The following is a 24650-nucleotide window of genomic DNA, read 5'->3' on the forward strand; positions in this document are numbered from 1 at the left end:
TATGGGTACCTCCAAACAGGGGCGGGGGATCGTTTCGCTGGATCCGTCTGGGTGAAGCACGCTTGTGAGCCGCCAAAGGACGCTCGACTCTGAAAGGTGACAGCGGGCGGCGGAGCAGAGGCTAGATCTCACGCGTCAACCACAGGCCCACATCGAGCGTCGGGAGCTGAAATGGCAGGCAAGAAGACGTCACGGCCAAATGCGAGAAGGGCGAAATTGGCATTTTCGACACATCAAAAAGTTTCGCCAAACGCCCCCAAGGGAGGCACCGTTACCCGAATCGAATCGGTCAATTCCGAAAAACCAAATGGAAACCCGCACCGGATCGCACACGTCAAGCTCCCCAACGGCTCCGAGGTGGCCGCCTACATCCCTAGCGACGTGAACGGTCTCAGGGAAGGCTCGCCTGTGTGGGTTCGATCCAGCCGCAAGACCGAAATCAACGCCGCTGGCATCAAACACAGGGTGATGTGTAAGAGAGCTGTTTCGGCCCGGTGACGAGGGCCAGGGCCACTCGGGGGCAGCGTGCGCGCCTACAGCGCACCCCCTCCGCACCGCGCGTGCCTGGTCTAGGCGCGCACAGAAATCCGTAGCCCGTATGACGCACACGAGATGCCTCTCCCTCTCGGTCTGCGTGTACTGGTGGCGACAGTGCAACCGTGGCGAAAGGAGACTCGGCATGAGCGGGAAGAGCAATAAGAAGGCTTCGAGGCGCAAGGGCAGAGCAGAGCGAGAAACTGCGAAGCAAGCAGCTCAGCAAGAGACTGCTAGCCCGAGCAAGCCAGCCGCGATTTTCCAGACGGGGGAGACGGCCCCAGGTGTCCACCTCAGGGAGTTGCCGGAAAAGCGCAAGCGGTGAAGGATTCACCACCCCGTACGGGCCTGGTCAGAGTCTGTACGGGGCGGGTGTCAGAACGGGGCACCAGCGGCCCCGAACTCCGTTGCCGTCTTGAGCTGGTGGCACCCGTGGCACAGCACCTGCACATTGCCGCTCGTGTCCGTCCCGCCCATCGCGAGGGGCCGCACATGGTCCACGTCCACCACATCCGCGGGGAAGTCGTTCAGGCACCAGTCATACCAGGCGTGACCGCGCTCCCGTATCCGCCTGCGGAGCCGGGCCGCCGCGTCATGGCGCTTCGCACGGCGTCTACCGCGTGAACGGCGGGCGCGAACCGAGGGACGGTCCTGATACGTCCGGTCGTGAACATCGCAGCGTCCGCGGCGAGTTGCTGCCTCGCTGCACTCAACGCATGGGGTCATGAGTCACCGCCTGGTGCTCGTTGTTGTGGAGTGCCCGCCCCCGGACTTGAACCGGGAACTCTGCGGCCGATATCCCCTGACGGGGCCGGTACCGCGCACCTCTACCAATTGGGTCAGGCGGGCTGGTCGTCGTCCTCGCCGGCTCGGGCCAGCCCGGACACGGTGGGGACCGCACGCGCTTCAACCCCTTTCAGCGCCCCCAGTCAAAGGGGCGGTTACTCATGGGCGGTGCGGTCCCCGCGCGTTGCCTCACGACCCCTGCGGCCACCCCGAGCGGGGTGCGTGGTGCACGGGCAACGCTTCTTCCGAGAGTCGGGCACTCAGTCCGCCGGATGCCCCCGTGTCGGGTGGGTGCGCGGTAGTCCTGCTCTCGGAAGATTCGGGAGAGCGGAGGTTTCCCGCGCCGTTTCCGGCAGTCGGGCGGCTCTCGCTCTCGGTCTTAAGGGAGAGCGAAGGTTTCCCGCCGCCGCGTTGGCGGCCGGTATTGGCTTCTCTCTCAGTCTGCAAGGGAGAGCGGAGGTTTCCCGGAGTCCCGAGCCGTGGTGTGGTGCCGAACAGTGGTCCGGTCTCTCTTCTCTCTTATTTTTTTCTACGTGTTCTAAAAAAGTGGTGTAAGCCGTCACTCCACCACCCCTCGCCGCTGTTTGGCCGGTCGGCCCGAGGGCGAGCGAGCGGGGCCCGAGGGCGGGCAGCAGAAAGCCCCGACTGTCACGGGGACAACTGGGGCTCTGACGGCTAGTTGTAACTGCACCGCATACAACCGGGTACCTAGCCGTGCTTGGACTGTACCGGGGCGTCTGGGAGCCCCGGCAGGCGACTGTGACCGACCGGGGCTGTGTCGGGCCTACGACGCCGTTATGCAGCGACCAGTTCGCGGGAGGGCTCGGAATCGGACGTGGCGGGAGCAGGCTCCGCGAGCCGCACCGTGCTGCCCGGGGCCGGGAGTGCATCGTTGCGGGCTTCGGCTTCCACGTCTGCCGCGACGGTCGCAAGCTCGGCAATGGCGGGGTCCAGTTCCCCGGTGATGGTGAACTCGACGCGGCGCAGGTCGAGCCGTCGCCATCCGCCCTTGCCGCCCGGCTCGACCATGAGCCGTGCCCCGGCATCAATGAGCATGGCGCGGCGGGCTGCTGTGTCCCCCTGGTGCCAGTCATCGGCGTACGTGCGGCCGGTGGGCACCACGTCGCGGCGCGGCTCGCGCTTCTCGCGGGACTCCAGCTCGGCCAGGCGTGCGTCAAGGGCGTCTGCGCGGCGCTGCCAGGCTGCCTGAGCGCTCTTGGACTTCTGCCGCCCCCTCTCGTGTTGGTGCTCTTCGAACTCGGCGAGGGTGGCGTCTATCTCGGGCTGCGGGTCATAGCCCGGTATCTCGATGACGCGGTTGATCTGGACCTGTCCGGCAGCCTTCAGGAACTCTTCGCTCACGTAGTCGTCGACCCATTCGGTACGCACGGTGCACGGGGCCGGGCAGTACGTTCCGTACTTGTATGACGAGCACCGGTAGGTGCCCGAGGACCGGTTGAGGTACATGCGCTCACTGCACCCGTTGCAGTGGACGACCCGCAGCAGCAGCGCCACCGAGTCCTTGCGCTCGGGCGCCTTCTCCGCGATTGGCTTGGGGGCAAGGAGAGCGCCGACCTGATCGAACTCTTCACGGGTGAAGATCGGGGACGTGGTGGCCATGACGGGGTTGCCCTGGTCGTCGCGGACCGGGTTGCCCTTGTGCATCTTCCACCCTATGAGCGCGGGGTTGGTGAGCATGCGTGTAATGGTCTGCGCGTTCCACTGCGCGGGGCGCTTCGCGGGCTTGTCCGTGGCTACAGCGGTCTTGTTCTTCACTCGGGCCTGGTGGGCAGCCCAGTGCGCGGACGGGGACAGCACGCCATCGGCGTTGAGCCCGCGCGCGATGGTGAGCACCCCTTTGCCGTCCATCAGCTCGGCAATGATCCGCTCAATGATCTTCACCGCGTACGGGTCGGGTACGAGGGTCCAGCCCACGCCGCCGTGCTCGGCGGGCATGGGGGCGGGAAGGTAGCCGTATGCGGGCTTGCCGCCGCCACGCCACCGAAGCGGCATCTTCCGCATGGCCGCCTGCGCCCCGGTCACGCGGTCCTTGATGCTCTGCGACTCGACCTGAGCGGCGAACGCCAGCATGAGCATCATGAGTTCGCTCATGGGGTCCATGGGGTTGCGGAAGTCGAAAGTCAGTCGCCCCCCGCCGATGCCCTCGGCGAACACGATCAGCTTGCGATGTTCACGAGCCCACTTGGCAAGCTCGTGCATGTCACCCATGTCCCGGATAGCGCGGTCAAAGCGCCAGAACACCAGGGCGTCAAAGTCCTCGGGACGGGTGAGCCATCCGCCGAGCTGCGGGCGGTCGAAGGGGCCGACCTGGCTCGCGGACACGTCCAGGTCGACCGCTTCACGCAGGGCGGCACCCTCGCCGAACTCAATGCCGAGGGCCGCCGCCGCGATGTCATCGGCTTCCCGCTGCCGTTCCGGGCTCGTCGTCTCGTCCGTGCGGACAGACAGCCGGATGCAGCGGACACCGCGCAGTGTGCTGGTAGGCAGATCCTTTACAGGTGTGGTGTTGTTCTCCATGCTCTCCGTGGAGAGCGAAGGGTTCCCCGAGCCTCTGACCAGTACCGATGCCGCCATGGAACGATCACTCCAGAAGTGTCACTCTGGAGCATCGGGAAGGGGTGGGACTGGGGCGCCCCCGCGAGGGCCCAGGGCTAGCGCTCCACCGCCGTCACCACGATCCGCCGCACCTGCTCGATGATGTCCACCCGGTTGCGTACGAACTCGGGATCCGTGACCTTCCCGGTCGCCGGGTCGGTGTTCCCGGCGCCGAACTGCAGCACCGGCGTGTGCACATGCCCGCCGGGCAGCCGGTCGTGCAGCCCGAGGCGGTCGCGCAGCAGCGTCGCGCGGTAGGCGATCTCGTTGGACAGATAGTCCCCGCCGCCGCCCTTGCGCGCCGCGGAGCCCGGCGTCGGCCCGTCGGGCCGGTCCACCGGCTCGGTGCCGCCCGCCGGGATCTCGGTCACGGCCGTGTTGTCGTACATGGGAAAGCGGCCGGTGTCCGCCGCGACGATGTCCTTGTACGGCAGCGTGGTCGTCGTCCACTGCGGCTGCGAGGCCGGGTCGGTGACCGGGACGAGGCCGGTGCTCGACAGGTTCTCGTTGTCCCCGAACCCGCCGCGCCAGGCCCCGTTCGTCCGCTCGATGTCGAACTTGCCGACCCGGCCCTGGCTGACGGTCGTGAACAGGTCGACGCGCGGCAACTGCCGCCGCAGCGTCCGCTCCACCGTCCCCCGCGCGAAGTCCGTCCAGCGCACCGGGAACATGGCGGTCTCGATGCGCACGGGCCCGGCCGCGGTCCGTACGACGGTGCCGTCCAGGGCGAGGGCGGTGGCACCGGACGGGTTGCTGATGCGGGTGTCCCGGTCGAGCGTGAAGGGGTCGAAGCCGGTGACGAGGACCCGCTTGATCCGCTCACCCTTCTTGATCCGCTCGCCCTTGGGGTACCTGATCGTGTCCTGCCCCCGGGACGTCGTCTCCAGCGTGCCGAGGAGACGCTGCCGTCGCGCGTCCCCGAGCTCGAACCCGCGCGGCTCCCACGCCCGCAGCGCCCGCGTCATCCCGAGCCGCGCCCAGTACAGCGGCCGGTCGTCGTCCCGGCTCAAGTCGCCCGCCGCAGGCCCGCGCCCCTGCGCCCGGTCCACCGCCCGCCGCCACAGCGACTTCCCCTGGCGTACGACGAGACGCTCGGCCTCCTGGTACGAGCGGGCCCGGTCGAGGGCCCGCGCGAAGCCGGGCGCCACGCCGTCGAACCCGCTGCGCCGCAGGATCTCCTGGGGCACGGCCCGGTCCAGGCGCTGCTCCTCGACGGTGGGCGCGCCGGAGCCGGAGCCCTTGTCGGAGCCGGTGGCGGAGTCGGCCGTGGCGGGCGACGCGGAGACGCCGAGCAGCAGCGCGACGCCCAGCACACCGAGCCGCCGCCCGAGTATCCCGGGGGTGAGAGAGGAAGCCACGTGAGTCCTTCCGTTGCAGGTGAGGTGGCGGAAGTATCGCGGGACGGGGGAGGCGAGCGCTACGGGTGCCGGTCGATCGGATGCGGGTTCACCGGTTGCGGGTGTACGGGTGCGGGGTCACCGTTTTCGGTCCACCAGCCGCGCCGACTCCCGCAGCGCGGCGAGGAACGGCTCCGCGCTCGGCACCCGCGCCCGCCTCCGCGCCGTCGCCGCGTACACCGCCCGCGCGGGCACGCCCTCGTCCCGCACCGGCACCAGGGCGATGTCCGGCCGCACCCCCTGCGCCGCGAGCGCCGGGACCAGGGTCACGCCGAGGCCCGCGGCCACGTACCCCTGCTTGGCGGTCCACTCGCCCACCACATGGGCGATCCGGGGCCGGAAGCCGTGCCGCAGCGCCGCGTCGAGCAGGGTGCCGGCCGGCTCGGGGCTGCCGGACACCCAGTCCTCGTCGGCGAGTTGGGCCAGGCCGACGCGGGGCTCGGCCGCCAGGGGGTGGTCGGCGGGCACCGCCACGTACAGCTTCTCGTCGAGGAGATGGTGCAGTTCGTACGCGTCCTCGGGCAGCGGGCCGCCCGTCGTCGACACGACCGCCAGGTCGAGGTCGCCCTCCGTGAGGCGGCTGAGCAGCGCCCGCGTGAAGCCCTCCTCGCGGGCGAGGACGACCCCGGGGTGACGGGTGCGGAACAGGGCGATCGCCCGCGGCACCAGCGCCGCGTCCGCCGTCGCGAACGCCCCGAACCGCAGCAGCCCGCCCGCCACGCCGTCCAGGTCCGTCAACTCCCGCTGCATCCGGGCCAGTTGGCCCAGCGCCGCCTCCGTATGCGGCAGCGCGGCCCGGCCGTGCGCGGTGAGGCGTACGCCGCGCGGCAGCCGGTCGAAGAGGGGCGCGCCGCCGAGCGCGGCCTCCAGGGAGGCGATCTGCCGGGACACGGCGGACTGTGTCCAGCCGAGGCGGCGCGCGGCCACGGTGAAGGAGCCGTGCCGGGCCACTTCGAGGAACGCGCGAAGCCAGACGGTGGACACATCACTCGACTCATGACCTGACTCATGACGTGAATCAAGACCTGACTCATGACCTGGCTCATGCGGATCCATCATGGCTGCCATGCTAGGCATTCGCTTGTGGCATCACCTGCCCGGGCCTAGCGTCGTACGCATGAACCGGAACAAGGAACAGCGCGACGAACGCGACGAACGCACCACGGACCAACCCCAGGACCTACGGGTCGCGTTTCTCGGGCTCGGGCACATGGGCGCCCCGATGGCCCGCCGGCTGCGGGCCGCCGGTCACCCGCTGACCGTGTGGAACCGCACCGCCGCCAAGGCGGACCCCCTCGTCGCGGCGGGCGCGCAACCCGCCGCCACGCCCGCGGACGCCGTGCGCGACGCGGACGTCGTCCTCACCATGCTGGCGGGGCCCGAGGCGCTGCGTTCCGTCGCCGACGCGATCGTGCCGGTGCTGCGGGAGGGCGTCCACTGGGTGGAGATGTCGACCGTCGGCCCGGACGCGGTACGGGAGTTGGGGGAGCGGATGCCGGACGGCGTCACGCTCGTCGACGCGCCCGTCATGGGCAGCACGGACAAGGCCGCGGCGGGGGAGCTCGGCATCCTCGCGGGCGGGGCCGCCGCCGCCGTCGAGCCCCTGCTCACCGGCCTCGGCACGGTGACCCGCACCGGCCCGCTCGGCTCCGGCGCCGCGCTCAAGGTCGTCGTGAACACCGCCGTGCTCGGCGGGGTCGCGCTGGTCGCGGAGGCGATGGCCCTGGCCGACGCGCTGGGCCTGGACGAGGAGGTGGCGCGCCGGGCCCTGGCCCGGGGTCCGCTCGCGGGCGCGGTCGCCCGGGCCTTCGCCGACGACGTGCACTTCGGCAACGACCTCGCGGCGAAGGACGCGGCGCTGGCCACGGGCGCGGCGCGGCTGCCCGTGATGGAAGCGGTCCGCGCCCACTACGAGGCCGCGGCGGCGGACCCGGCCCTGACCCACGAGGACATCGCCCGAGCCGTCCCCCACATCCGCACCGCTTAGCCGACCACCCTTCAAGGAACCGGAGTACCGACTCATGCACACCACCCTCGACAACCCCGCCTCCGCACCCCAGCCCCTGGGCCCCTACTCCCAGGTCGCCCGCGTCCAACTCGCCGACGGGAGCGCCCTGTTGTACCTCTCCGGGCAGATCGCCGACGGCGAGGACATCACCGCGCAGAGCCACGGCGTCTTCGCCACCCTGACCGCCCTCCTGGAGGCACACGGCGCGACCCTCGCCGACATCGTCAACATCCGCACGTTCCTGACGGACATGGACGACCTGCCCGGCTACGCCGCCGTACGCCGCACGTACCTCACCGGCACCCCGCCCACGAGCACCACGGTGTCGGTCCCGCGGCTGTTCAAGCCCGAGGCGCTGATCGAGGTGGAGGTGGTGGCGGCACTGCCGGGAGACCAGGACAGAAACTGACCGCAACTCCCCGTACGTTCACGGCATGACGAACACACCGAACACCCAGCACACCCACCTCGTCGCCGGAGCCACCGGAACCGTCGGCCGCGAGGTCGTCCGCGAACTGCTGGAGCGCGGGCAGGCGGTGCGCGCGCTCACCCGCGATCCGGCGAAGGCGGAGTTCCCCGACGGCGTCGAGACGGTACGGGGCGACCTCGCGGATCCCGCGACTCTCAAGGCCGCCCTTCAGGGCGTCACCGGCCTGTACCTGATCACCTTCACCGGCGGTGGCTACGAGCCCCTGGAGACCGGCCCCGAGATCCTCGCCCTGGCCCGCGAGGCCGGGGTGCGGCGGATCACCGTACTCCACGGCGGCGGCTCGTCCCCGCTGCAGGACGCGGTGTGCGCGGGCGAGCTCGACTGGACGGTGGTCATGCCGGTGGAGTTCATGGCGAACTCCCTGGAGTGGGCGGAGGCCGCCCGGGTCGAGGGCGAGGTGCGGGCCCCGTTCGTCGACCGGGTCAGCGCGCTGGTGCACGAGGGCGACATCGGGGCGGTGATCGCGGTCGCGCTCACCGAGGAGGGGCACGCCGGGCAGGAGTACGTCGTGACAGGACCGCAGGCCCTCACGGTCCGCGAGAAGGTGGCGGCCCTGGCCGAGGCGCGGGGCACGGAGATCGCGCTGGTCGAGCTGACGGAGGAGCAGGCCGCGGCCGGGATGCGCGCCCAGGGGCACGACGACGCCACGATCGCCTGGCTGCTCGACGTCTACAAGAACACGCCGCCCGTGGGCCGCACGGTGACCGACACCGTCCCGCGCCTCACCGGCCGCCCGGCCCGCACGTTCGCCCAGTGGGCACGCGAGCACGCCGAGGCCTTCGTGCAGGCGTAGGCCCAGGAGGCGCGGCTACCCCTTCGACCGGGTGGCCGTGACCCCCCGATACGCCATCTCCGCGAGCCGCGACTGCCCGTCCTTGTTCGGGTGGAACCAGTCCCAGTGACTCAACTGGTCCCCGCCGAAGCGGAAGTTGAAGACGGCGCCGTCGTCGTACCGGCAGCGCCGGTCCTTCGCGCAGACGTCCTTGAGCACCTTGTTGTACGCCACGACCCGCTCCTGCACGGACTGGCGCCGGTCGGTCGCGGCGCGGCCCATGGAGTCCGCGTCGGCCAGCATCGAGGCGCAGATGCCGAGCTTCCACACCTGCTTGCCGAGCTGGTTGGTGCGCCCCGTCGACCAGAGCCGCTTGAGGTCGGGCACGCTGGCGACGTACACCTGCGTCTTCGGCTGGTCGCGCCGCAGCGTCCGCAGGGACTCCTGGAAGTCGGCCCGGAAGTCCGCGACGGAGGTCATCGCGTCGACCGACGAGCGGCAGGCGTCATTGGCGCCGGCCATCACCGTCACCAATTCGGGCGCGTGCGCCGCGGCCTTCGCCATCTGCCCCGGCAGGTCCGCCATCCGCGCGCCGGTCTTCGCGTGGTTCCAACTGTGCGTCGCCGCCCGCTGCTTGCCGAGCAGCCGCTGCGCGAGGCTGCGCACACCGTCGTCGCTGCCGGTCGCCCAGGACGCCTCCGGGCAGTCGGAGAGCACCGAGCAGGCGTCGAAGCCGCGCGTGATGGAGTCGCCGACGGCGGCGAGGGAGCGCGGGCTTGTGTCCCAGACGGGCGCCGGCTTGGGGGCCGCTCTGTCCTGGGCCGACGGCCCCTTCGGTGCCGCCGAGTCGCCGCCGGACGCGTCACACGCGGTGAGCGTGGCGAAGCCGGTGAGAGCCGCCGTCGCGAGGGCGACGGCGGCCCGCGCGCGGTGCCTTGAATTCCGCATCCTCGTCCCCTCTGTCGTCCATCGTGACGTCGTACGGGCCCTCCGGGTTGCGTCCTGCCGAGTGCTGATATGTCCCGTCTGCCGCTGCCGGACACCCAGCCGGGGGTTTTCCGGGCCTCCCAGCGAGTGAAACCTGGGCGTTTCCCGGCATCCGGACCGACGGTACGTCACACTCCTTGCCTCGCCGCACGGTAGCCTCGCCACCCAGTGGCACCCGCTTTTCTTGGTTCCGCTAAATTACATCACGTCACATCTGTCCCCTTTTCTTGACTTTCTCCGCTTTCGGGGAATATCGCTCGGCACGGGCGCGAGGCCGCTGGGGAAGGCGTACCTCGTCCCACACTGGAGGTCCCGGTGACGACACGTGGAGTTCTGTACGTGCACTCCGCACCGCGCGCGCTGTGCCCGCACGTCGAGTGGGCCGTCGCGGGCGTGCTCGGCGCACGCGTCAGCCTCGACTGGATTCGGCAGCCCGCGGCGCCCGGCACCTGGAGATCCGAGTTCTCCTGGCAGGGCTCGGCCGGCACCGCCTCCAAGCTCGCCTCCGCGCTGCGCGGCTGGGACCTGCTGCGCTTCGAGGTCACGGCCGAGCCGTCCGCGGCCGCCGAGGGCGAGCGGTACAGCGCCACGCCCCAGCTCGGCATCTTCCACGCCGTCACCGGCATCCACGGCGACATCCTGATCCCGGAGGACCGCCTGCGCGCCGCCCTCGCCCGCTCCCAGCGCGGCGAGAGCGACCTGGAGGCCGAGCTGGCCAGGCTCCTCGGCAAGCCCTGGGACGACGAACTGGAGCCGTTCCGGTACGCGGGCGAGGGCGCGCCGGTGCGCTGGCTGCACCAAGTGGTCTGAGGGTACGTACGCCGAAGGCCCACCCGGAGCGACCGGGTGGGCCTTCGGCGTACGTACCGTGAGCGGCCGTCAGACCGTCCGGAAGGCGAGCACCACGTTGTGGCCGCCGAAGCCGAACGAGTCGTTGAGGGCCGCGATCGTGCCCTCGGGCAGCGGGCGGGCCTCGCCGCGGATGACGTCCGCGTCGACCTCGGGGTCGAGGTTGTCGATGTTGATCGTCGGCGGGGCGATGCGGTGCTTGAGCGCGAGGACCGTCGCGACGGTCTCCACGCCGCCCGCGCCACCGAGCAGATGACCGGTCATCGACTTCGTCGAGGCGATCGCCATGTGGTCGACGTCGTCGCCGAACGCCTGGCGCAGCGCCTTGATCTCACCGATGTCGCCCTGCGGCGTCGAGGTCGCGTGCGCGTTGATGTGCGCGATCTCGGTGGGCTTCAGGCCGGTGTTGTCGACCAGGTTCTGCAGCGCCTTCGCGATGCCGTTGCCGGACGGCTCGGGCTGCGTGATGTGGTGCGCGTCGGCCGAGATGCCCTGGCCGACCGCCTCCGCGTAGATCTTGGCGTTGCGGGCCTTGGCGTGCTCCTCGGACTCCAGGACGATCACGCCCGCGCCCTCGCCGAGCACGAAGCCGTTGCGGTCCACGTCCCAGGGGCGGGACGCGCCCTGCGGGTCGTCGTTGTTCTTCGACATCGCCATCATGTTGCCGAACGCGACGATCGGCAGCGGGTGGATGGCCGCCTCCGTGCCGCCGGCGACCACGATGTCGGCGCGGCCGGTGCGGATCATCTCGATCGCGTAGCCGATGGCCTCCGCGCCGGACGCGCAGGCCGAGACCGGGGTGTGCACCCCGGCGCGGGCGTTCAGGGCGATGCCGACGTTCGCCGCGGGCGAGTTGGGCATCAGCATCGGGACGGTGTGCGGGGAGACGCGGCGTACGCCCTTCTCCTTCAGCACGTCGTACTGCTCGAGGAGCGTCGTCACGCCGCCGATGCCGGAGGCGACGACCGCGCCCAGACGGTCGGGGTCGACGGCTGCTTCCTCGTCGCCGGCCTTGCCGGTGAAGCCCGCGTCCTTCCAGGCCTCCTGGGCCGCGACCAGCGCGAACTGCGCCGAGCGGTCGAGCTTGCGGGCCTGCGGGCGCGGGATCGTCTCCGTCGGCTCGACGGCGATGCGGCCGGCGATGCGGACCGGCAGCTCGGCTGCCCAGTCCTCCTCGATGAGGCTGATCCCGGAACGGCCTGCGAGCAGACCCTCCCAGGTCGATGCCGCGTCGCCACCCAGCGGTGTGGTTGCGCCGATACCGGTGACGACCACGGTGCGATTGGTCGAGTTCACTGGATTTCTCTCTCCACGATTTGGTTCAGATGCGGATGCGGCGGCGCCACCGCCGGGTGGCGGCTGGCATGAGCCCGGCCGGCACGAGCCTGCGGTCGTCAGGCTCGTACCTGATGTCAGGCCTGGTGCTCGAGGATGTACTTGGTCGCGTCGCCGACGGTCTTGAGGCCCTTGACGTCGTCGTCCGGGATCTTGACGTCGAAGCGCTCTTCGGCGGCGACGACGACCTCGACCATGGACAGCGAGTCGACGTCCAGGTCGTCGGTGAAGGACTTGTCCAGCTGGACGTCCTCGACCGGGATGCCGGCGATCTCGTTCACGATCTCGGCGAGACCGGCGACGATCTCTTCCTGAGTGGCGGCCATGTTGGCGCTCCTTCGTATGTATCCAGAGGGTGTGGCGCCCGCCGCGGCAGCGGCAGGTTGGTTAACAGCCGTACGGATCCGAAGATCCGCAGCGGGTGCCTAGGGGAGGGTAACGACCGTCGCGGCGTACACGAGACCCGCCCCGAAGCCGATGACGAGCGCGGTGTCGCCGCTCTTCGCCTCACCGGTCGCCAGGAGCCGCTCCATCGCGAGCGGGATCGAGGCGGCCGAGGTGTTGCCGGTGGCCTCCACGTCACGGGCGACCGTGACGTGCTCCGGCAGCTTCAAAGTCTTCACCATCGAGTCGATGATCCGCATGTTGGCCTGGTGCGGAATGAAGACGTCCAGGTCGTTCGCGCTGATTCCGGCCGCGTCCAGCGCCTGCTGGGCGACCTTCGCCATCTCGAACACGGCCCAGCGGAACACCGCTTGGCCTTCCTGCGTAATGGCAGGGAACTTGACTTCGCCCTTGGAGTCGACCGGCAGCTGCGACGCGTCACCGTAGTGGAATCGGTCCCAGGCCACCGTCTGCTTGATCGTCTCGGACTTGTCGCCCTCCGAACCCCAGACCGTCGGGCCGATCGCGGGCTCCGCGGCGGGGCCGACGACGACCGCGCCGGCACCGTCACCGAACAGGAAGGCCGTCGCGCGGTCCTCCAGGTCGGTCAGGTCGCTGAGCCGCTCCACGCCGATCACCAGCGCGTACTCGGCGGAGCCGTCGACGACCATGCCCTTGGCGAGGGTCAGGCCGTAGCCGAAGCCGGCGCAGCCCGCGGAGATGTCGAACGCGGCGGGCCTGCCCGTGCCGAGCTTGTCCGCGATCTCCGTGGCGATGGCCGGGGTCTGCTTGAAGTGCGACACCGTGGAGACGATCACGGCGCCGATCTGCTCGGGCCGGATGCCCGCGTCGGCGATCGCCTTGCCGGCCGCCTCGACGGACATCGCCGACACGGTCTCCTCGTCGGACGCCCAGTGGCGGGTCGCGATGCCGGAGCGGGAGCGGATCCACTCGTCGGAGGAGTCGATCCTCTCCAGGATCACCTCGTTGGGCACCACACGCGTCGGGCGATAGCCGCCGACGCCCATGATGCGCGCGTGCGCGGCGCCCCGACTGGGCTTGATCTTCGCCATGCTCTCCAGCTCCTTCTCAGGCGTCCGCCGCGGCCGCGGCGTCGGCCTCGGTGGTCTCGGCGATGAGCGCGCGGGCGGCGTCTAGGTCCTCGGGCTTCTTCACGGCCAGGGTCTTGACGCCCTTGAGGGCGCGCTTGGCGATCCCGGTCAGCGTGCCGCCGGGGCACACCTCGATCAGCGCCGTGACCCCGAGTTCCCGGAACGTGTCCATGCACAGGTCCCAGCGCACCGGGTTGGCGACCTGGCCGACGAGGCGGGCCACGACGTCGGAGCCCTGCGTGATGACCTTGCCGTCGCGGTTCGAGAGGTACGTGAGCTTCGGGTCCGCGACGTCGAGGTCCTTGGCGGCCTCTTCGAGCACGGAGACAGCAGGTGCCATGTGGTGCGTGTGGAACGCGCCCGCGACCTTCAGGGGCACGACCTTGCGGACGCCCTCCGGCTTGTCCTCGGCGAGCGCGGCCAGCTGCTCGGCGGTGCCGGCGGCCACGATCTGGCCCGCGCCGTTCACGTTCGCCGGGGTCAGGCCGAGCTTGTCCAGGTGCGCCAGGGTGACCTCGGCGTCGCCGCCGAGCAGCGCCGCCATGCCGGTCTCCGTCACGGCCGCGGCATCGGCCATGGCCAGGCCCCGCTTGCGTACGAAGCGCAGCGCGGCGTCCTCGGACAGCACTCCCGCGTACGCGGCGGCCGTGATCTCACCCACGCTGTGCCCGGCGACGGCGCCCGGGGCCACGGTCTCGCTGTCACCCAGTGCCGCGGCGGAGAGCAGGCCGGCGGCCACGAGCAGCGGCTGCGCCACGGCGGTGTCGCGGATCGCGTCCGCGTCCGCCTGCGTGCCGTAGTGGGCGAGGTCGAGGCCGATGGCGTCGGACCAGGCGGCGAGGCGGTCGGCGGCACCGGGGAGGTCGAGCCAGGGAGTCAGGAAGCCGGGCGTCTGAGCGCCTTGGCCGGGAGCGACGAGTACGAGCACTCTCACACTCTCTCTTGTGGACAGTACGAACCGCCCGTGGGGACAGGGACGAAGAACCGCTGAGGGAATTGTAGGACCCCGACAAAGGCTCAGGACTGGGGATCGGCGTCGGCGAGACGTCCCAGGATCAGCGCGATGCGCAGCGTGAACGCCGAGCGTACGTCCGAGGGGGACCAGCCGGTGACGTCAGTCACACGTCGAAGCCGGTAGCGCACGGTGTTGGGGTGCACGAACAGCATCCGGGCGGCGCCCTCCAGGCTGCTCGCCTGTTCCAGGTAGACGCTGAGCGTCTCCAGCAGCGCGGAACCGGCCTCTTCGAGCGGTCTGTAGATCTCCTCCACCAGTTGTTCGCGCGCCGCCGGATCGCCCGCCATCGCGCGCTCGGGCAGCAGATCGTCCGCGAGCACCGGGCGCGGCGCGTCCTGCCAGGCACCGCAGGCCTTCAGGCCCGCGGCGGCGGCCTGCGCGGAGCGGGTCGCGGCGAGCAGGTCGGGCACGATCGGGCCGGCCACGACGGGGCCGGCCGCGTACGGGCCGATGAGGGCCTTGGCCACGGCCAGGGGGTTGTCGTTGCCGCCCGCGATGACGACCAGGCGGGAGCCGAGCACCCCGGTGAGCACCTGGAGCTTCGCGTGCCGGGCGGCCCGGCGGATGGCCTCGACGGTGAGTTCGCTGTCGCCGTCGGGCGCGGTGCCGAGGACCACGCACACATGCTCCGGCGAGTTCCAGCCGAGCGCCGCGGCACGGGAGACGGCACCTTCATCGGCCTCCCCGGAGAGCACCGCGTTCACCACGAGCGACTCCAGGCGCGCGTCCCAGGCACCGCGTGCCTCGGCGGCCTGTGCGTACACCTGCGCGGTGGCGAAGGCGATCTCGCGGGCGTAGACGAGCAGCGCCTCGCGCAGCACGCCCTCGTCGCCGGGCGCCGCCACCTCGTCGATCGCGGACTCCATCACCTCGATGGTGGTCCGCACCATTTCCACGGTCTGGCGCAGCGTGATCGCCCGGGTCAGCTCGCGCGGCGCGGTCCCGAAGACGTCCGTGGAGATCGCCTGCGGGGCGTCCGGGTGCCGGAACCACTCCGTGAACGCGGCGATACCGGCCTGCGCGACCAGGCCGATCCACGAGCGGTTCTCCGGTGGCATGGCCCGGTACCAGGACAGCGTCTCGTCCATGCGCGCGATCGCCTGCGCCGCGAGGCTGCCGGACGACTTCTCCAGGCGCTTCAGGGTCGCGGCGTGCGCGTGGGCGCGGTGGCCGCGCCGGGCGTCGCGGCCGGAGTCGCCGGAGTCCTGGTGGGCTTCGTTCGCTGAGGGTTCGGGCACGGGACAAGACTGCCTTATCGGGACGGCGGCATGCGGGGCCGGGTCTAACGTGGTGGGCGTGATTGATGTACGGCGCTCCGGCGAGCGGTATCCCGGGGGCGACCCCATGGCGGGGATCGACTCCTTCCACGCCTTCTCCTTCGGGCCCTACTACGAACCCGACAACCTCCGCTTCGGCGCGCTGCTCGCCTGCAACGAGGAACATCTCGCGCCCGGCGCCGGCTTCGACGAACACCCGCACAGCCACACCGAGATCGTCACCTGGGTCGTCAGGGGCGAGCTCACCCACCGCGACTCGGCGGGCCACGAGTCGGTGATCCGCCCCGGCGACGTCCAGCACCTCGGCGCGGGCGCCGGCGTCCGGCACGTCGAGCGCAACGCGGGCCCCGAGCCCCTGACCTTCCTCCAGATGTGGCTAGCCCCCCTGGAGCCCGGCGGCACCCCGTCCTACGACATCGTCCGCGGCATCGCCGACTCCACCCCCTACGCCGTCCCCGCGGCGGGCGCCCTCCTCCACGTACGCCGCCTGACCCCCGGCGAACGCACGGCCCTCCCGGACGCCCCCGCGGTGTACGTCCACGTGATCCACGGCGAAGTCGCCCTGGCGCGCGAGGAACTGGGCCCCGGCGACTCGGCCCGCCTCACATCAGAACCGGGCCTCGACGTGGTGTCGTACGGGGGGAGGGCGGAGCTGCTGGTGTGGGAGATGAGCTAGGCACCGCCCCGCCCTGCGGGCGGCATGCGGCCCCGCCCGCCCTGTGGGCAGCTGGTCCGCGTCCCGCTCTCCCGCCCGCCCTGTGGGCAGCTGGTCCGCCCAGAGGGCGGAACGGGTGGGCACAGGGCGGACCCCGCGGCGCCGGGCAACGCACTCTCCGCACGCACCTCAGCCCCGGCGCCCCGCACCTACAGTTCGGCCAGCACCGCGTCCGTAAACGTGGGCCAGGCCTCCACGGCCCACGGCCCGAAGGCCCGGTCGGCCAGGGCCACGCACGCCGCCCCCGCGTCCGGGTCGATCCACAGGAACGTTCCGGCCTGCCCGAAATGCCCGAAGGTCCGCGGCGAGGACGAACTCCCCGTCCAGTGCGGCGACTTCCCGTCTCGGATCTCGAACCCGAGCCCCCAGTCGTTGGGGTTCTGATGCCCGTACCCCGGCAGCACACCCTTGAGCCCGGGGTAGGCCACGGACATCGCGGCCGCGACGGTCCGCGCATCGAGCAGCCGCGGCATCTGCACCTCGGCCGCGAACCGCACGAGATCGTCCACGGTCGACACCCCGTCCTTCGCGGGCGAGGCCCCGCCGTCGAGGAACGTCGAGGACATCCCGAGCGGCTCGAGCACGGCCTGCCGCAGATAGTCCGCGAAGGGAATCTCGGTCGCCTTGGCGATGTGGTCGCCGAGCACCTCGAACCCGGCGTTGGAGTACAGCCGCCGCGTCCCCGGCGCCGCCACCACCTCGTGCTCGTCGAACGCGAGCCCGCTGGTGTGCGCGAGCAGATGCCGCACGGTCGACCCCTCGGGCCCGGCGGGCTCGTCCAGCTCGACGGCCCCCTCCTCGTACGCGACGAGCGCGGCGTACGCGGCGAGGGGTTTGGTGACCGAGGCGAGCGCGAAGCGGTGCCCCGTGGGCCCGCGCGTCCCGGCCACCGTGCCGTCCGCGCGGACGACGGCGGCGGCCGCGGTCGGGACCTGCCAGTTCTCGATCAGTGCCAGGCTCTGCATGCGCAGCAGCCTAAGCGCCCTTGAGTTTGAGCTGCATGTAGGGGTCGGGCTTGCGTACGAAGCCGAGCGAGGCGTACAGCGGCTCGGCGTCGGGAGACGCGGTGAGGTCCACCTGCCCGGCGCCCCGCTCGCGGAACCAGTCGAGCAGCGCCTCCACGCAGGCACGCGAGAAGCCCCGGCGGCGCATGCCGGGGTCGGTGGCGACGCTGAAGACGTAGCCCGCGACGCCGCGCGGATTGCCCGCCCGCCCGATGCGGTACTCCAGGGTGCCCACGGCGAGCGCGGCGAGCCCGCCGGGCCGCTCGGGGTGGTCGACGACGAACGCGGCGAAGTTCCCGTCGGGGTCGGCGAGGTGCTCGCGGACGGTGGGGAGGGCCTCGGTGTGCCAGTCGGTGACGGACGTACTGGGGAGGGTGCCGTCCAGGGCGAACACGGAGTCGATCATGACCTGGCGGAGGCGTATGACTTCCTCGGCGTCCGCCGGTGCGGCGCGGCGTACAAGATTCATGGCGGCACGGTAGTCAGCGCACCTCGGCGCCGTCCCGCGGATTTCCGCGGAGCCGGCGATCTCCCTTCTCCCCTTATTCTCTTGCTTGGAGTGCACTCCAAGGATCTAGCGTGGGGGCCATGACGGTGATGGAGACCACCCCCGCACCCACCCGAGACCGGGCGGACCCGACCGCGCCCGAGGTCTGCGCCACGCCCCCGCCCCCGCATCCGCGCCCGGAGGGCCAGGACCACTACACGATCAGCGAGGTCGTCGCGGTGACCGGACTGACCGCGCACACCCTGCGCTGGTACGAGCGGATCGGCCTGATGCCGCACATCGACCGCTCCCACACCGGCCAGCGCCGCTACCGCAACCGCGACCTGGACTGGCTGCGCCTCGTCGGCAAGCTGCGCCTGACCGGCATGCCGGTCGCGGACATGGTGCGCTACGCCGAGCTGGTGCGCGAGGGCGACCACACCTTCGCGCAGCGCCGGGACCTCCTCGAGCGGACCCGCCACGACGTGCGGTCCCGGATCGCGGAGCTCCAGGACACGCTCGCCGTCCTCGACCACAAGATCGACATCTACTCCGACCGCGCGGCGCACGCCGACCTGGCGCACACCGCGTCCGACGGTCACTGACGGACGACAGACGACACCGGAGGCACGGACCACAGTGAGCATCACCACCGCACGGCTCGGTACGCAAGGACCCGAGGTCGGCGTGCAGGGCCTCGGCTGCATGGGCATGAGCTTCGCGTACGGCCCCACGGACGCCGTCGAGGCGCGCGCCACCCTGGAGCGGGCCCTGGAGCTGGGCGTCACGCTCTACGACACCGCCGACGCGTACGCCAACGGGGAGAACGAGGAGTTCCTCGCCCCCTTCGTCGGGGCGCACCGCGACGACATCGTCATCGCCACCAAGTTCGCCCTGTCCATGGACCCGGACGACCCGGTGAAGCGGATCATCAACAACTCCCCGGACTACATCCGCGGCTGCGTCGACGCCAGCCTGCGCCGCCTCGGCGTGGACGCCATCGACCTCTACTACATGCACCGCCGGGACCCGAAGGTGCCGATCGAGGAGACGGTCGGCGTGATGGCCGAGCTGGTCGCCGCCGGCAAGGTCAAGCACCTCGGGCTCAGCGAGGTCACCGGCGACGAGCTGCGCGCCGCCCACGCCGTGCACCCCATCGCGGCCCTGCAGTCGGAGTGGTCGCTGTTCAGCCGCGACATCGAGCGCGCCGTCGTCCCGGCCGCCGCCGAGCTCGGCGTGACCCTCGTGCCGTACTCCCCGCTCGGCCGCGGCTTCCTCACCGGGGCCTTCGTCAGCGCCGACAAGGAGCTGGGCGAGGACGACTTCCGCCGCAGGCAGCCCCGCTTCACCGGCGCCAACGCCGCCGCCAACGCGGTGCTCCTGGAGCCGGTGCGCACCATCGCCGCCGCGCACGACGCGACCCTGGCCCAGATCGCCCTGGCCTGGGTGCAGCAGCGGGCCCAGATCCACGGCCTGCCGGTGGTACCGATCCCCGGCACCCGCAAGCGCACCCGCCTGGAGGAGAACACCGCGGCCACCCACATCGACCTGACGACCGAAGAACTAGCCCTCCTGGACCCGATCGCGGCCCGCGTAGCGGGAGACCGCTACGCGGACATGACGTTCGCGTCGGCGGGCAGGGAGTAGCCCCGTAAAAGGGGGGACCAGCACGACGCACCCGCAGGAGGCGCGCCCCAAAGGGGCGCGGGGCTGTCACATCTGCGGCTCCGCCGCGGGGCGCGACCAGCCACAACGCGGCCGCACCCGCCGAACAAGGCCACCCACCAGCCCGGTGGGCGGGCAGCCCAAGGCCCAGGGGCCAGCTAAAGCTCGGCTAGCAGCTCCGCCTTCTTGGCCGTGAACTCGTCATCCGTAAGCAGCCCCGCCTGATGCAACTCGCCGAGATGGCGGATGCGCTCGGCGATATCGGCGGGGTCACGCCGGACGGCCGGTGCGGCGGCGGGGATCGCGGCGGGCGCGGGCCCCGACGCCCGTACCGCCGCGAGGACAGACGCGGCGAACGGCAGCGACTCGTGCACCGGCCCGTAGCCGAGGCCGAACACGACGGCCGCCGGGTCCTGGTCCGCCTGCGCGGGCTGCGCCACCGGCGCCTCGCGGCGCAGCAGCCGCAGATGGCCCTCGAAGACCTCCGGTGAGCGCCACTCGACCCCGCTCAGGTCGGTGACCAGGAAACTCTGGTCACCGGCCTTCCACTTCGCCGACGAGGCCCCCGTCCAGAACCAGCGGAAGGCCACCGACTTGCCGTCGAAGGACGCCTTCCCGTCGTACGCCTTGAACTGCAGCGGCGCCTCGGGCGCGGCCACCAGGTGGCGGTCCGCCGGGCCCGGGTCGTCCGCGGGGAGCGCGGCGTGCAGCTCGTCCGCGTAGTACTCGGCGAGCGTCTCGCGCTCGGCCGGCAGCACCAGGCGGTACGGATCCGAGCCGTCCTTGAGCTGTCCCGCCGCCGCCTCCATGAGCGGGTCGGCGCCCGGTCTCGGGACGGCGTGCAGGACCGTCGTCCCGCGCTTGCCCGGTGTGAGCGTCACCCCCGCGATCGCCTCATGAGGGATGCGGCGCTCACCGAGAGCCTGGAACAGCTTCGGCGTACGGATCCCCCGTTCGAAGCGGATGAGCACGGAGTCGGACTCGAACTCCCAGGCGGCGTGAAATCCGGCCAGTACATCACCCATGCGGCTCATCGTATGCGGCACGCGCTTCTCCGTCTCTCCTGCGGCGGGCCGCCGTTTCATCGATTTCTACGCGCGTCAGGCCGTCGCCTCGCCGGAAATGCTTTCCCGGCAGGCCCCGTCCCCGTCGGCGCAGCGCACGTCGTCGTAGGCGCCGACGCCGATCTCGGCGAAGTTGCTGAGGCTGTCCGTGCCCGGCTCGAAGTAGCCGGTGTGGCCCCGGGCGCGGTCGGCGGAGACCACGCGCGCGCCGAAGCCGTCGGAGACGGGGTCGGCGCCGTGGCCGAGCCCGCCGACTTCCATGTGCGGCACATCCTGGATCCAGTCGTCGCTGTCCCGTGCGGCCCAGATCCGCGCGTGCGAGCCGAGGCCGGAGGCGCTGTCGGCGCGCATGCCGGGGCTGCCCGCGACCGCGATGTCCGTGACCCGCGGCGGCAGCCGGCGGGCCGCGACCCCGCACACCACGGAGCCGTAGCTGTGGCAGTACAGCGCCACCGCGGTCCGGCCGGGCAGCGCGCGCACCATCGAGTCGAGGCGCACCGCCCCGTCGTCGGCGCGCATGGAGGTGGCCGCGTCCACGCCGAGGCCGACGGGCGCGGTGTAGTCGGCCCAGGCGATCACGGCGGTACGCGCGCGGGGGTTCGCCGCACGCTCCGCGCGGTACAGGGACTGCGCCATGCCGACGGGGGCCGCGTACTTGCGCTGGGTGCGTTCGAAGGTGAGGACGTTCGTGTCGACTCCGGGCACCACGACCGATACGCGTCCGGCCCGGTCGAGGTCTCCGTAGACCTCGGCCATGCGTCCCGAGCCCATCGGGTCGAAGGCGAGCACCTGGCGGTCCGGGCGCATCATCACGCCGAACCGCTTCATCCGGCGTTCGGCCTCCTGTTTCCCGACGGGGGAGAGGCGGTCGTCGTGCATGCGTTCCCGTTCGATGGCGCGCGCTTCGCGCAGGGCGATGCGGTTCGCCTGATAACGCAGCTGTACGGGGGCGCCGTTCATGTTGCCGACCGCCAGGGGATAGCGGGCGGCGAGCCGGTCGCGCTGGTGTGCCGTGAGGGAGGCGAAGAAGTGCGCGAGCCTGGCGGCCGGACCATCGGCGTCGGGCAGGTCCCGGCCGTCGATGCGTCCCCGCTCCCAGGCGGAGACAGCGGCTTCGAGCGGCGAGGCGGCGCCTCTGTGCTGGCGCACCGCGGTCCAGCCGGTGGTCGCGAGCATGACGAAGACCACGGTGAGCGCGAGCAGAGCGCGCCAAACGCCGAGTTGAGGGGAGGAGTCGAAGGAAGTCACTGCGGGACACCCTAGGAGAAGCGCGCTGCCTCCCGCGCACGGGGTGAGGCAGATCACGTTTCCAGAGGGGTAATTGTGGTGAACCGGACACTTCTCGGGCGCGCTCGTCACCCTGTGTGTGCGGAGCGTGCGGGTGGCGCGAGTGCGGCGCACGGTGACACGGAGTGCGCTGCGGTCACTCAACGTAGAAGTGGGGTGGGGGTGTTGTCGGCGTACGGGTTCGGCGTACGGCGTCGGCGTACAGGTTCCGCGCACGAGTTCGGCGTACGAGGCGAGGTCAGGGGTGTCGTCGGCGTACGGGCGCAACGGTGACCGAAGGGCGCTCAGCGCTCGCGCCAGTCCTCCGCGAGCGCGGGCCCCAGGTGGTCCAGATGCGCCTCCGTGATCGCCCGGATCGACGCGACGCTGATGTCCTCGCCCGCGCCCCACATCCGCCCGGTGGCCCGCATGACGCCGCCGAACGCGGCGACCGCCACGCGCGGGCGCGTGTCGGTGGCGAGGTCGACGCCCTCACGCTCGGCGATCACGCCCGCGAGCTGCTCCTCCATCTCGATGGAGCGGCGCAGGTGGACGGCGAGCAGGGAGGGGGTCGACTCGATCATCTGGTAGGTGCGCATGTGGAGTTCGACCGGGACGACCGCCTCGATGGACTCGCCCACCGCGTCCCAGGAGCCGAGCACGGCCCCGCGCAGTGCCGCCAACGGGCCCTCGTCGGCGGGGCGTTCGCGCAGTGCCCGCACGAACCGCGCCTCCACCATCTCGTGCATGGCGAACGCGGCCTCCTGCTTGCCCGCGAAGTGCCGGAAGAACGTGCGCTGCGAGACGTCGACGGCCTCGACGATCTCGTCGACCGTCGTCTCCTCGAACCCCTTGCTGGTGAACAGTTCGAGCGCCACCCGCAGCAACGCGTCCCGCGTGCGCTGCTTCTTGCGTTCACGCAAGCCCGGACCGGTCACGCCCTGCACCCCGTTTCTCCCGATTTCCCACCCGTTTCGCCGGCTCACCATACCCGCGGCGACCGCCCTGTGAGTCAAATGACAGCGACCGACTTCTGAATCCCTTTGTCAAGTGTCAGCGGCTGACTCTACTCTCGGCGCATGACAGGACAGACCACCGTCGACAAGGCGGACAAGGCGCCGGAGCCCGTGCCGACTCCGGCCCCGGTCAAGGGACTTCGCGGTCACCCATGGCTCACGCTGTTCGCCGTCGCGATCGGCGTGATGATGGTGGCCCTGGACGGCACGATCGTCGCGGTCGCCAACCCCGCCATCACCAAGGACCTGGGCGCCTCCCTCGCGGACGTCCAATGGATCACCAACGGCTATCTGCTGGCGCTCGCCGTCGCCCTCATCACGGCCGGCAAGCTCGGTGACCGCTTCGGCCACCGGCAGACCTTCCTCATCGGCGTCGTCGGCTTCGCCCTCGCCTCCGGGGCCATCGGCCTGTCCGGCAGCGTCTCCCTGGTCATCGCCTTCCGCGTGCTCCAGGGGCTGTTCGGCGCGCTGCTGATGCCGGCGGCGCTCGGCCTGCTGCGGGCCACCTTCCCGGCCGAGAAGCTGAACATGGCCATCGGCATCTGGGGCATGGTCATCGGCGCCTCCACCGCGGGCGGCCCCATCCTCGGCGGTGTCCTGGTCGAGCACGTCAACTGGCAGTCGGTGTTCTTCATCAACGTGCCGGTCGGCGCCCTCGCGCTGGCCCTCGGCCTGCTGATCCTCCTGGACCACCGGGCCGAGAAGGCGCCGCGCTCCTTCGACATACCCGGCATCGTGCTGCTCTCGGCCGCGATGTTCGCGCTGATCTGGGCGCTCATCAAGGCGGGCGACCCGTGGGGCTGGGGCAGCGGCAGGACCTGGGCGTTCCTGGGCGCGTCGGTCGTGTGCTTCGTCCTGTTCGCCCTCTGGGAGAAGCGGGTCGCGGAGCCGCTGATCCCGCTCGGCCTGTTCCGCTCGGTGCCGCTGTCCGCGGGCACCGCCCTGATGGTCCTGATGGCCTTCGCCTTCATGGGCGGCCTGTTCTTCGTCACCTTCTACCTGCAGAACGTGCACGGCATGAGCCCGGTCGACAGCGGCCTGCACCTGCTCCCGCTGACGGCCATGATGATCGTCTCCTCGCCGCTCGCGGGCGCCCTGATCACCCGGTTCGGGCCGCGGATCCCGCTGGTGGGCGGCATGGTCTGCACCGCGGTCGCGATGTTCGGCATGACGACCATGACGACGGGGACCGGCACGCTGCCGATGTCGGTCTGGTTCGCGCTCCTCGGCCTCGGCCTCGCCCCGGTCATGGTCGGCGCCACCGAAGTCATCGTGGGCAACGCCCCGTTGGAGCTCTCCGGTGTCGCGGGCGGCCTCCAGCAGGCGGGCATGCAGGTCGGCGGCAGTCTCGGCACGGCGGTGCTCGGCGCGGTGATGTCCAACACCGTCGACTCCGACCTCAAGGGCAACTGGCAGGACGCGGGCCTGCCCGGCACCCCGCCGCCCGGCCTCGACAAGGCCGCCGCGACGGGTTCCGTGCCGGAGCAGATCGCCAAGGCGCCCGGCGTCGACCAGGGCGTCTTCGCCAAGATCTCGGACGTCGTGCACGACACCTTCATGTCGGGCATGGGCGTGGCCTTCACCGTCGCGGGCGTCGTCGGCGTGATCGCGGCGGTCGTCGCGACCCTCACCAAGCGCGGGGCGAACGCGGAGGCGGGGGCGGGCGGGGCGCACATCTAGCGGCGGTGGCCGCCTGCCGGCCGCGGTGGTCCCCTCAGTTGCTCCCTGCGGTGCCCCCTAGGGGTGAACCCCGCCGTCAAATGAAGCCGTCTGAGGGAAAGCCCTCCGGGTCCGCTCGGGGGGCTTTCGCCTATCAGGGTGAGCCGTACGAAAACCCCTTTCCGCCCCCGGCCCCAACCGCCGAGAGTGGC

The 24650-nt window shown here is 71.2% G+C and carries 24 protein-coding genes; 9 read left to right on the top strand and 15 right to left on the bottom strand.

Annotation, left to right across the window (positions count from 1 at the left end; genetic code table 11):
- Positions 1-171: 171 nt before the first annotated feature.
- On the top strand, positions 172-498 hold the full coding sequence (locus AC0KTA_RS26605) for an uS12 family ribosomal protein (RefSeq protein WP_481050739.1): 327 nt from the start codon (positions 172-174) through the stop codon (positions 496-498).
- A 411-nt stretch (positions 499-909) separates the two neighbouring features.
- Here AC0KTA_RS26605 and AC0KTA_RS26610 read toward each other — a convergent pair whose 3' ends face one another.
- From AC0KTA_RS26610 to AC0KTA_RS26625, 4 genes are all read right to left on the bottom strand, one after another.
- Positions 910-1260 (bottom strand): HNH endonuclease, encoded by a 351-nt coding sequence (locus AC0KTA_RS26610; protein ID WP_481050740.1) that lies wholly within the window; start codon positions 1258-1260, stop codon positions 910-912.
- Between the two features lie 855 nt (positions 1261-2115).
- Positions 2116-3858 (bottom strand): recombinase family protein, encoded by a 1743-nt coding sequence (locus AC0KTA_RS26615; RefSeq protein WP_481050741.1) that lies wholly within the window; start codon positions 3856-3858, stop codon positions 2116-2118.
- Between the two features lie 134 nt (positions 3859-3992).
- Positions 3993-5294 (bottom strand): pyroglutamyl-peptidase I, encoded by a 1302-nt coding sequence (locus tag AC0KTA_RS26620; protein WP_481050742.1) that lies wholly within the window; start codon positions 5292-5294, stop codon positions 3993-3995.
- Positions 5295-5411: 117 nt separating this feature from the next.
- Positions 5412-6317, bottom strand: a complete 906-nt coding sequence (locus tag AC0KTA_RS26625) for a LysR family transcriptional regulator (RefSeq protein WP_481050743.1) — start codon at positions 6315-6317, stop codon at positions 5412-5414.
- Between the two features lie 133 nt (positions 6318-6450).
- Here AC0KTA_RS26625 and AC0KTA_RS26630 point away from each other — a divergent pair, with 133 nt between their 5' ends.
- Genes AC0KTA_RS26630 through AC0KTA_RS26640 form a run of 3 tightly spaced genes read left to right on the top strand, consistent with a single transcriptional unit; the run spans position 6451 to position 8624 of the window.
- Entirely contained in the window at positions 6451-7320 is an 870-nt protein-coding gene (locus tag AC0KTA_RS26630) for an NAD(P)-dependent oxidoreductase (protein ID WP_481050744.1), read from the top strand.
- A gap of 34 nt (positions 7321-7354) precedes the next feature.
- The gene (locus AC0KTA_RS26635) at positions 7355-7750 is read left to right on the top strand and encodes a RidA family protein (RefSeq protein ID WP_481050745.1); all 396 of its coding nucleotides are present in this window, start codon (positions 7355-7357) and stop codon (positions 7748-7750) included.
- A gap of 25 nt (positions 7751-7775) precedes the next feature.
- Entirely contained in the window at positions 7776-8624 is an 849-nt protein-coding gene (locus AC0KTA_RS26640) for an NAD(P)H-binding protein (protein ID WP_481050746.1), read from the top strand.
- A 15-nt stretch (positions 8625-8639) separates the two neighbouring features.
- Here the strand turns inward: AC0KTA_RS26640 and AC0KTA_RS26645 are convergent, their stop codons facing one another.
- On the bottom strand, positions 8640-9551 hold the full coding sequence (locus tag AC0KTA_RS26645; RefSeq protein WP_481050747.1) for an SGNH/GDSL hydrolase family protein: 912 nt from the start codon (positions 9549-9551) through the stop codon (positions 8640-8642).
- Positions 9552-9905: 354 nt separating this feature from the next.
- Here AC0KTA_RS26645 and AC0KTA_RS26650 point away from each other — a divergent pair, with 354 nt between their 5' ends.
- A complete protein-coding gene (locus AC0KTA_RS26650; protein ID WP_481050748.1) occupies positions 9906-10400 on the top strand; it encodes a DUF3145 domain-containing protein in 495 nt (164 codons plus the stop codon).
- Positions 10401-10469: 69 nt separating this feature from the next.
- On the opposite strand, the gene fabF is transcribed toward AC0KTA_RS26650, so the two are convergent.
- From fabF to fasR, 5 genes are all read right to left on the bottom strand, one after another.
- A complete protein-coding gene (fabF, locus tag AC0KTA_RS26655; protein ID WP_481050749.1) occupies positions 10470-11735 on the bottom strand; it encodes a beta-ketoacyl-ACP synthase II in 1266 nt (421 codons plus the stop codon).
- A gap of 116 nt (positions 11736-11851) precedes the next feature.
- The gene (locus AC0KTA_RS26660) at positions 11852-12100 is read right to left on the bottom strand and encodes an acyl carrier protein (RefSeq protein WP_481050750.1); all 249 of its coding nucleotides are present in this window, start codon (positions 12098-12100) and stop codon (positions 11852-11854) included.
- A 99-nt stretch (positions 12101-12199) separates the two neighbouring features.
- Positions 12200-13231, bottom strand: coding sequence for a beta-ketoacyl-ACP synthase 3 (locus AC0KTA_RS26665; protein ID WP_481050751.1), 1032 nt, complete (start codon positions 13229-13231; stop codon positions 12200-12202).
- A 16-nt stretch (positions 13232-13247) separates the two neighbouring features.
- The gene (locus AC0KTA_RS26670; protein WP_481050752.1) at positions 13248-14198 is read right to left on the bottom strand and encodes an ACP S-malonyltransferase; all 951 of its coding nucleotides are present in this window, start codon (positions 14196-14198) and stop codon (positions 13248-13250) included.
- Positions 14199-14287: 89 nt separating this feature from the next.
- A complete protein-coding gene (fasR, locus tag AC0KTA_RS26675) occupies positions 14288-15427 on the bottom strand; it encodes a fatty acid biosynthesis transcriptional regulator FasR (RefSeq protein ID WP_481056569.1) in 1140 nt (379 codons plus the stop codon).
- Positions 15428-15581: 154 nt separating this feature from the next.
- Between fasR and AC0KTA_RS26680 the strand changes: the two genes are divergently transcribed.
- Complete coding sequence (locus tag AC0KTA_RS26680; RefSeq protein ID WP_481050753.1) at positions 15582-16238, top strand: pirin family protein; 657 nt, start codon at positions 15582-15584, stop codon at positions 16236-16238.
- Positions 16239-16426: 188 nt separating this feature from the next.
- Here AC0KTA_RS26680 and AC0KTA_RS26685 read toward each other — a convergent pair whose 3' ends face one another.
- Both AC0KTA_RS26685 and AC0KTA_RS26690 read right to left on the bottom strand, forming a co-directional pair.
- Positions 16427-17242 carry a serine hydrolase domain-containing protein gene (locus AC0KTA_RS26685; RefSeq protein WP_481050754.1) on the bottom strand — a complete coding sequence of 272 codons (816 nt, stop codon included), beginning with the start codon at positions 17240-17242 and terminating at the stop codon, positions 16427-16429.
- A 10-nt stretch (positions 17243-17252) separates the two neighbouring features.
- A complete protein-coding gene (locus tag AC0KTA_RS26690) occupies positions 17253-17750 on the bottom strand; it encodes a GNAT family N-acetyltransferase (protein WP_481050755.1) in 498 nt (165 codons plus the stop codon).
- 119 nt (positions 17751-17869) lie between these two features.
- Here AC0KTA_RS26690 and AC0KTA_RS26695 point away from each other — a divergent pair, with 119 nt between their 5' ends.
- Positions 17870-18373 (top strand): MerR family transcriptional regulator, encoded by a 504-nt coding sequence (locus AC0KTA_RS26695; RefSeq protein WP_481050756.1) that lies wholly within the window; start codon positions 17870-17872, stop codon positions 18371-18373.
- 34 nt (positions 18374-18407) lie between these two features.
- The gene (locus AC0KTA_RS26700) at positions 18408-19415 is read left to right on the top strand and encodes an aldo/keto reductase (RefSeq protein ID WP_481050757.1); all 1008 of its coding nucleotides are present in this window, start codon (positions 18408-18410) and stop codon (positions 19413-19415) included.
- 176 nt (positions 19416-19591) lie between these two features.
- Here the strand turns inward: AC0KTA_RS26700 and AC0KTA_RS26705 are convergent, their stop codons facing one another.
- From AC0KTA_RS26705 to AC0KTA_RS26715, 3 genes are all read right to left on the bottom strand, one after another.
- On the bottom strand, positions 19592-20467 hold the full coding sequence (locus tag AC0KTA_RS26705; protein ID WP_481056570.1) for a DUF4429 domain-containing protein: 876 nt from the start codon (positions 20465-20467) through the stop codon (positions 19592-19594).
- Positions 20468-20533: 66 nt separating this feature from the next.
- Entirely contained in the window at positions 20534-21745 is a 1212-nt protein-coding gene (locus AC0KTA_RS26710) for an alpha/beta hydrolase (RefSeq protein ID WP_481050758.1), read from the bottom strand.
- 323 nt (positions 21746-22068) lie between these two features.
- Positions 22069-22701: a TetR/AcrR family transcriptional regulator gene (locus AC0KTA_RS26715; RefSeq protein ID WP_481050759.1), complete on the bottom strand. Its 633-nt coding sequence runs from the start codon at positions 22699-22701 to the stop codon at positions 22069-22071.
- Between the two features lie 264 nt (positions 22702-22965).
- Here AC0KTA_RS26715 and AC0KTA_RS26720 point away from each other — a divergent pair, with 264 nt between their 5' ends.
- On the top strand, positions 22966-24459 hold the full coding sequence (locus AC0KTA_RS26720; RefSeq protein ID WP_481056571.1) for an MFS transporter: 1494 nt from the start codon (positions 22966-22968) through the stop codon (positions 24457-24459).
- Positions 24460-24650 lie beyond the last annotated feature (191 nt).

Source organism: Streptomyces sp. Y309 (assembly GCF_056712025.1).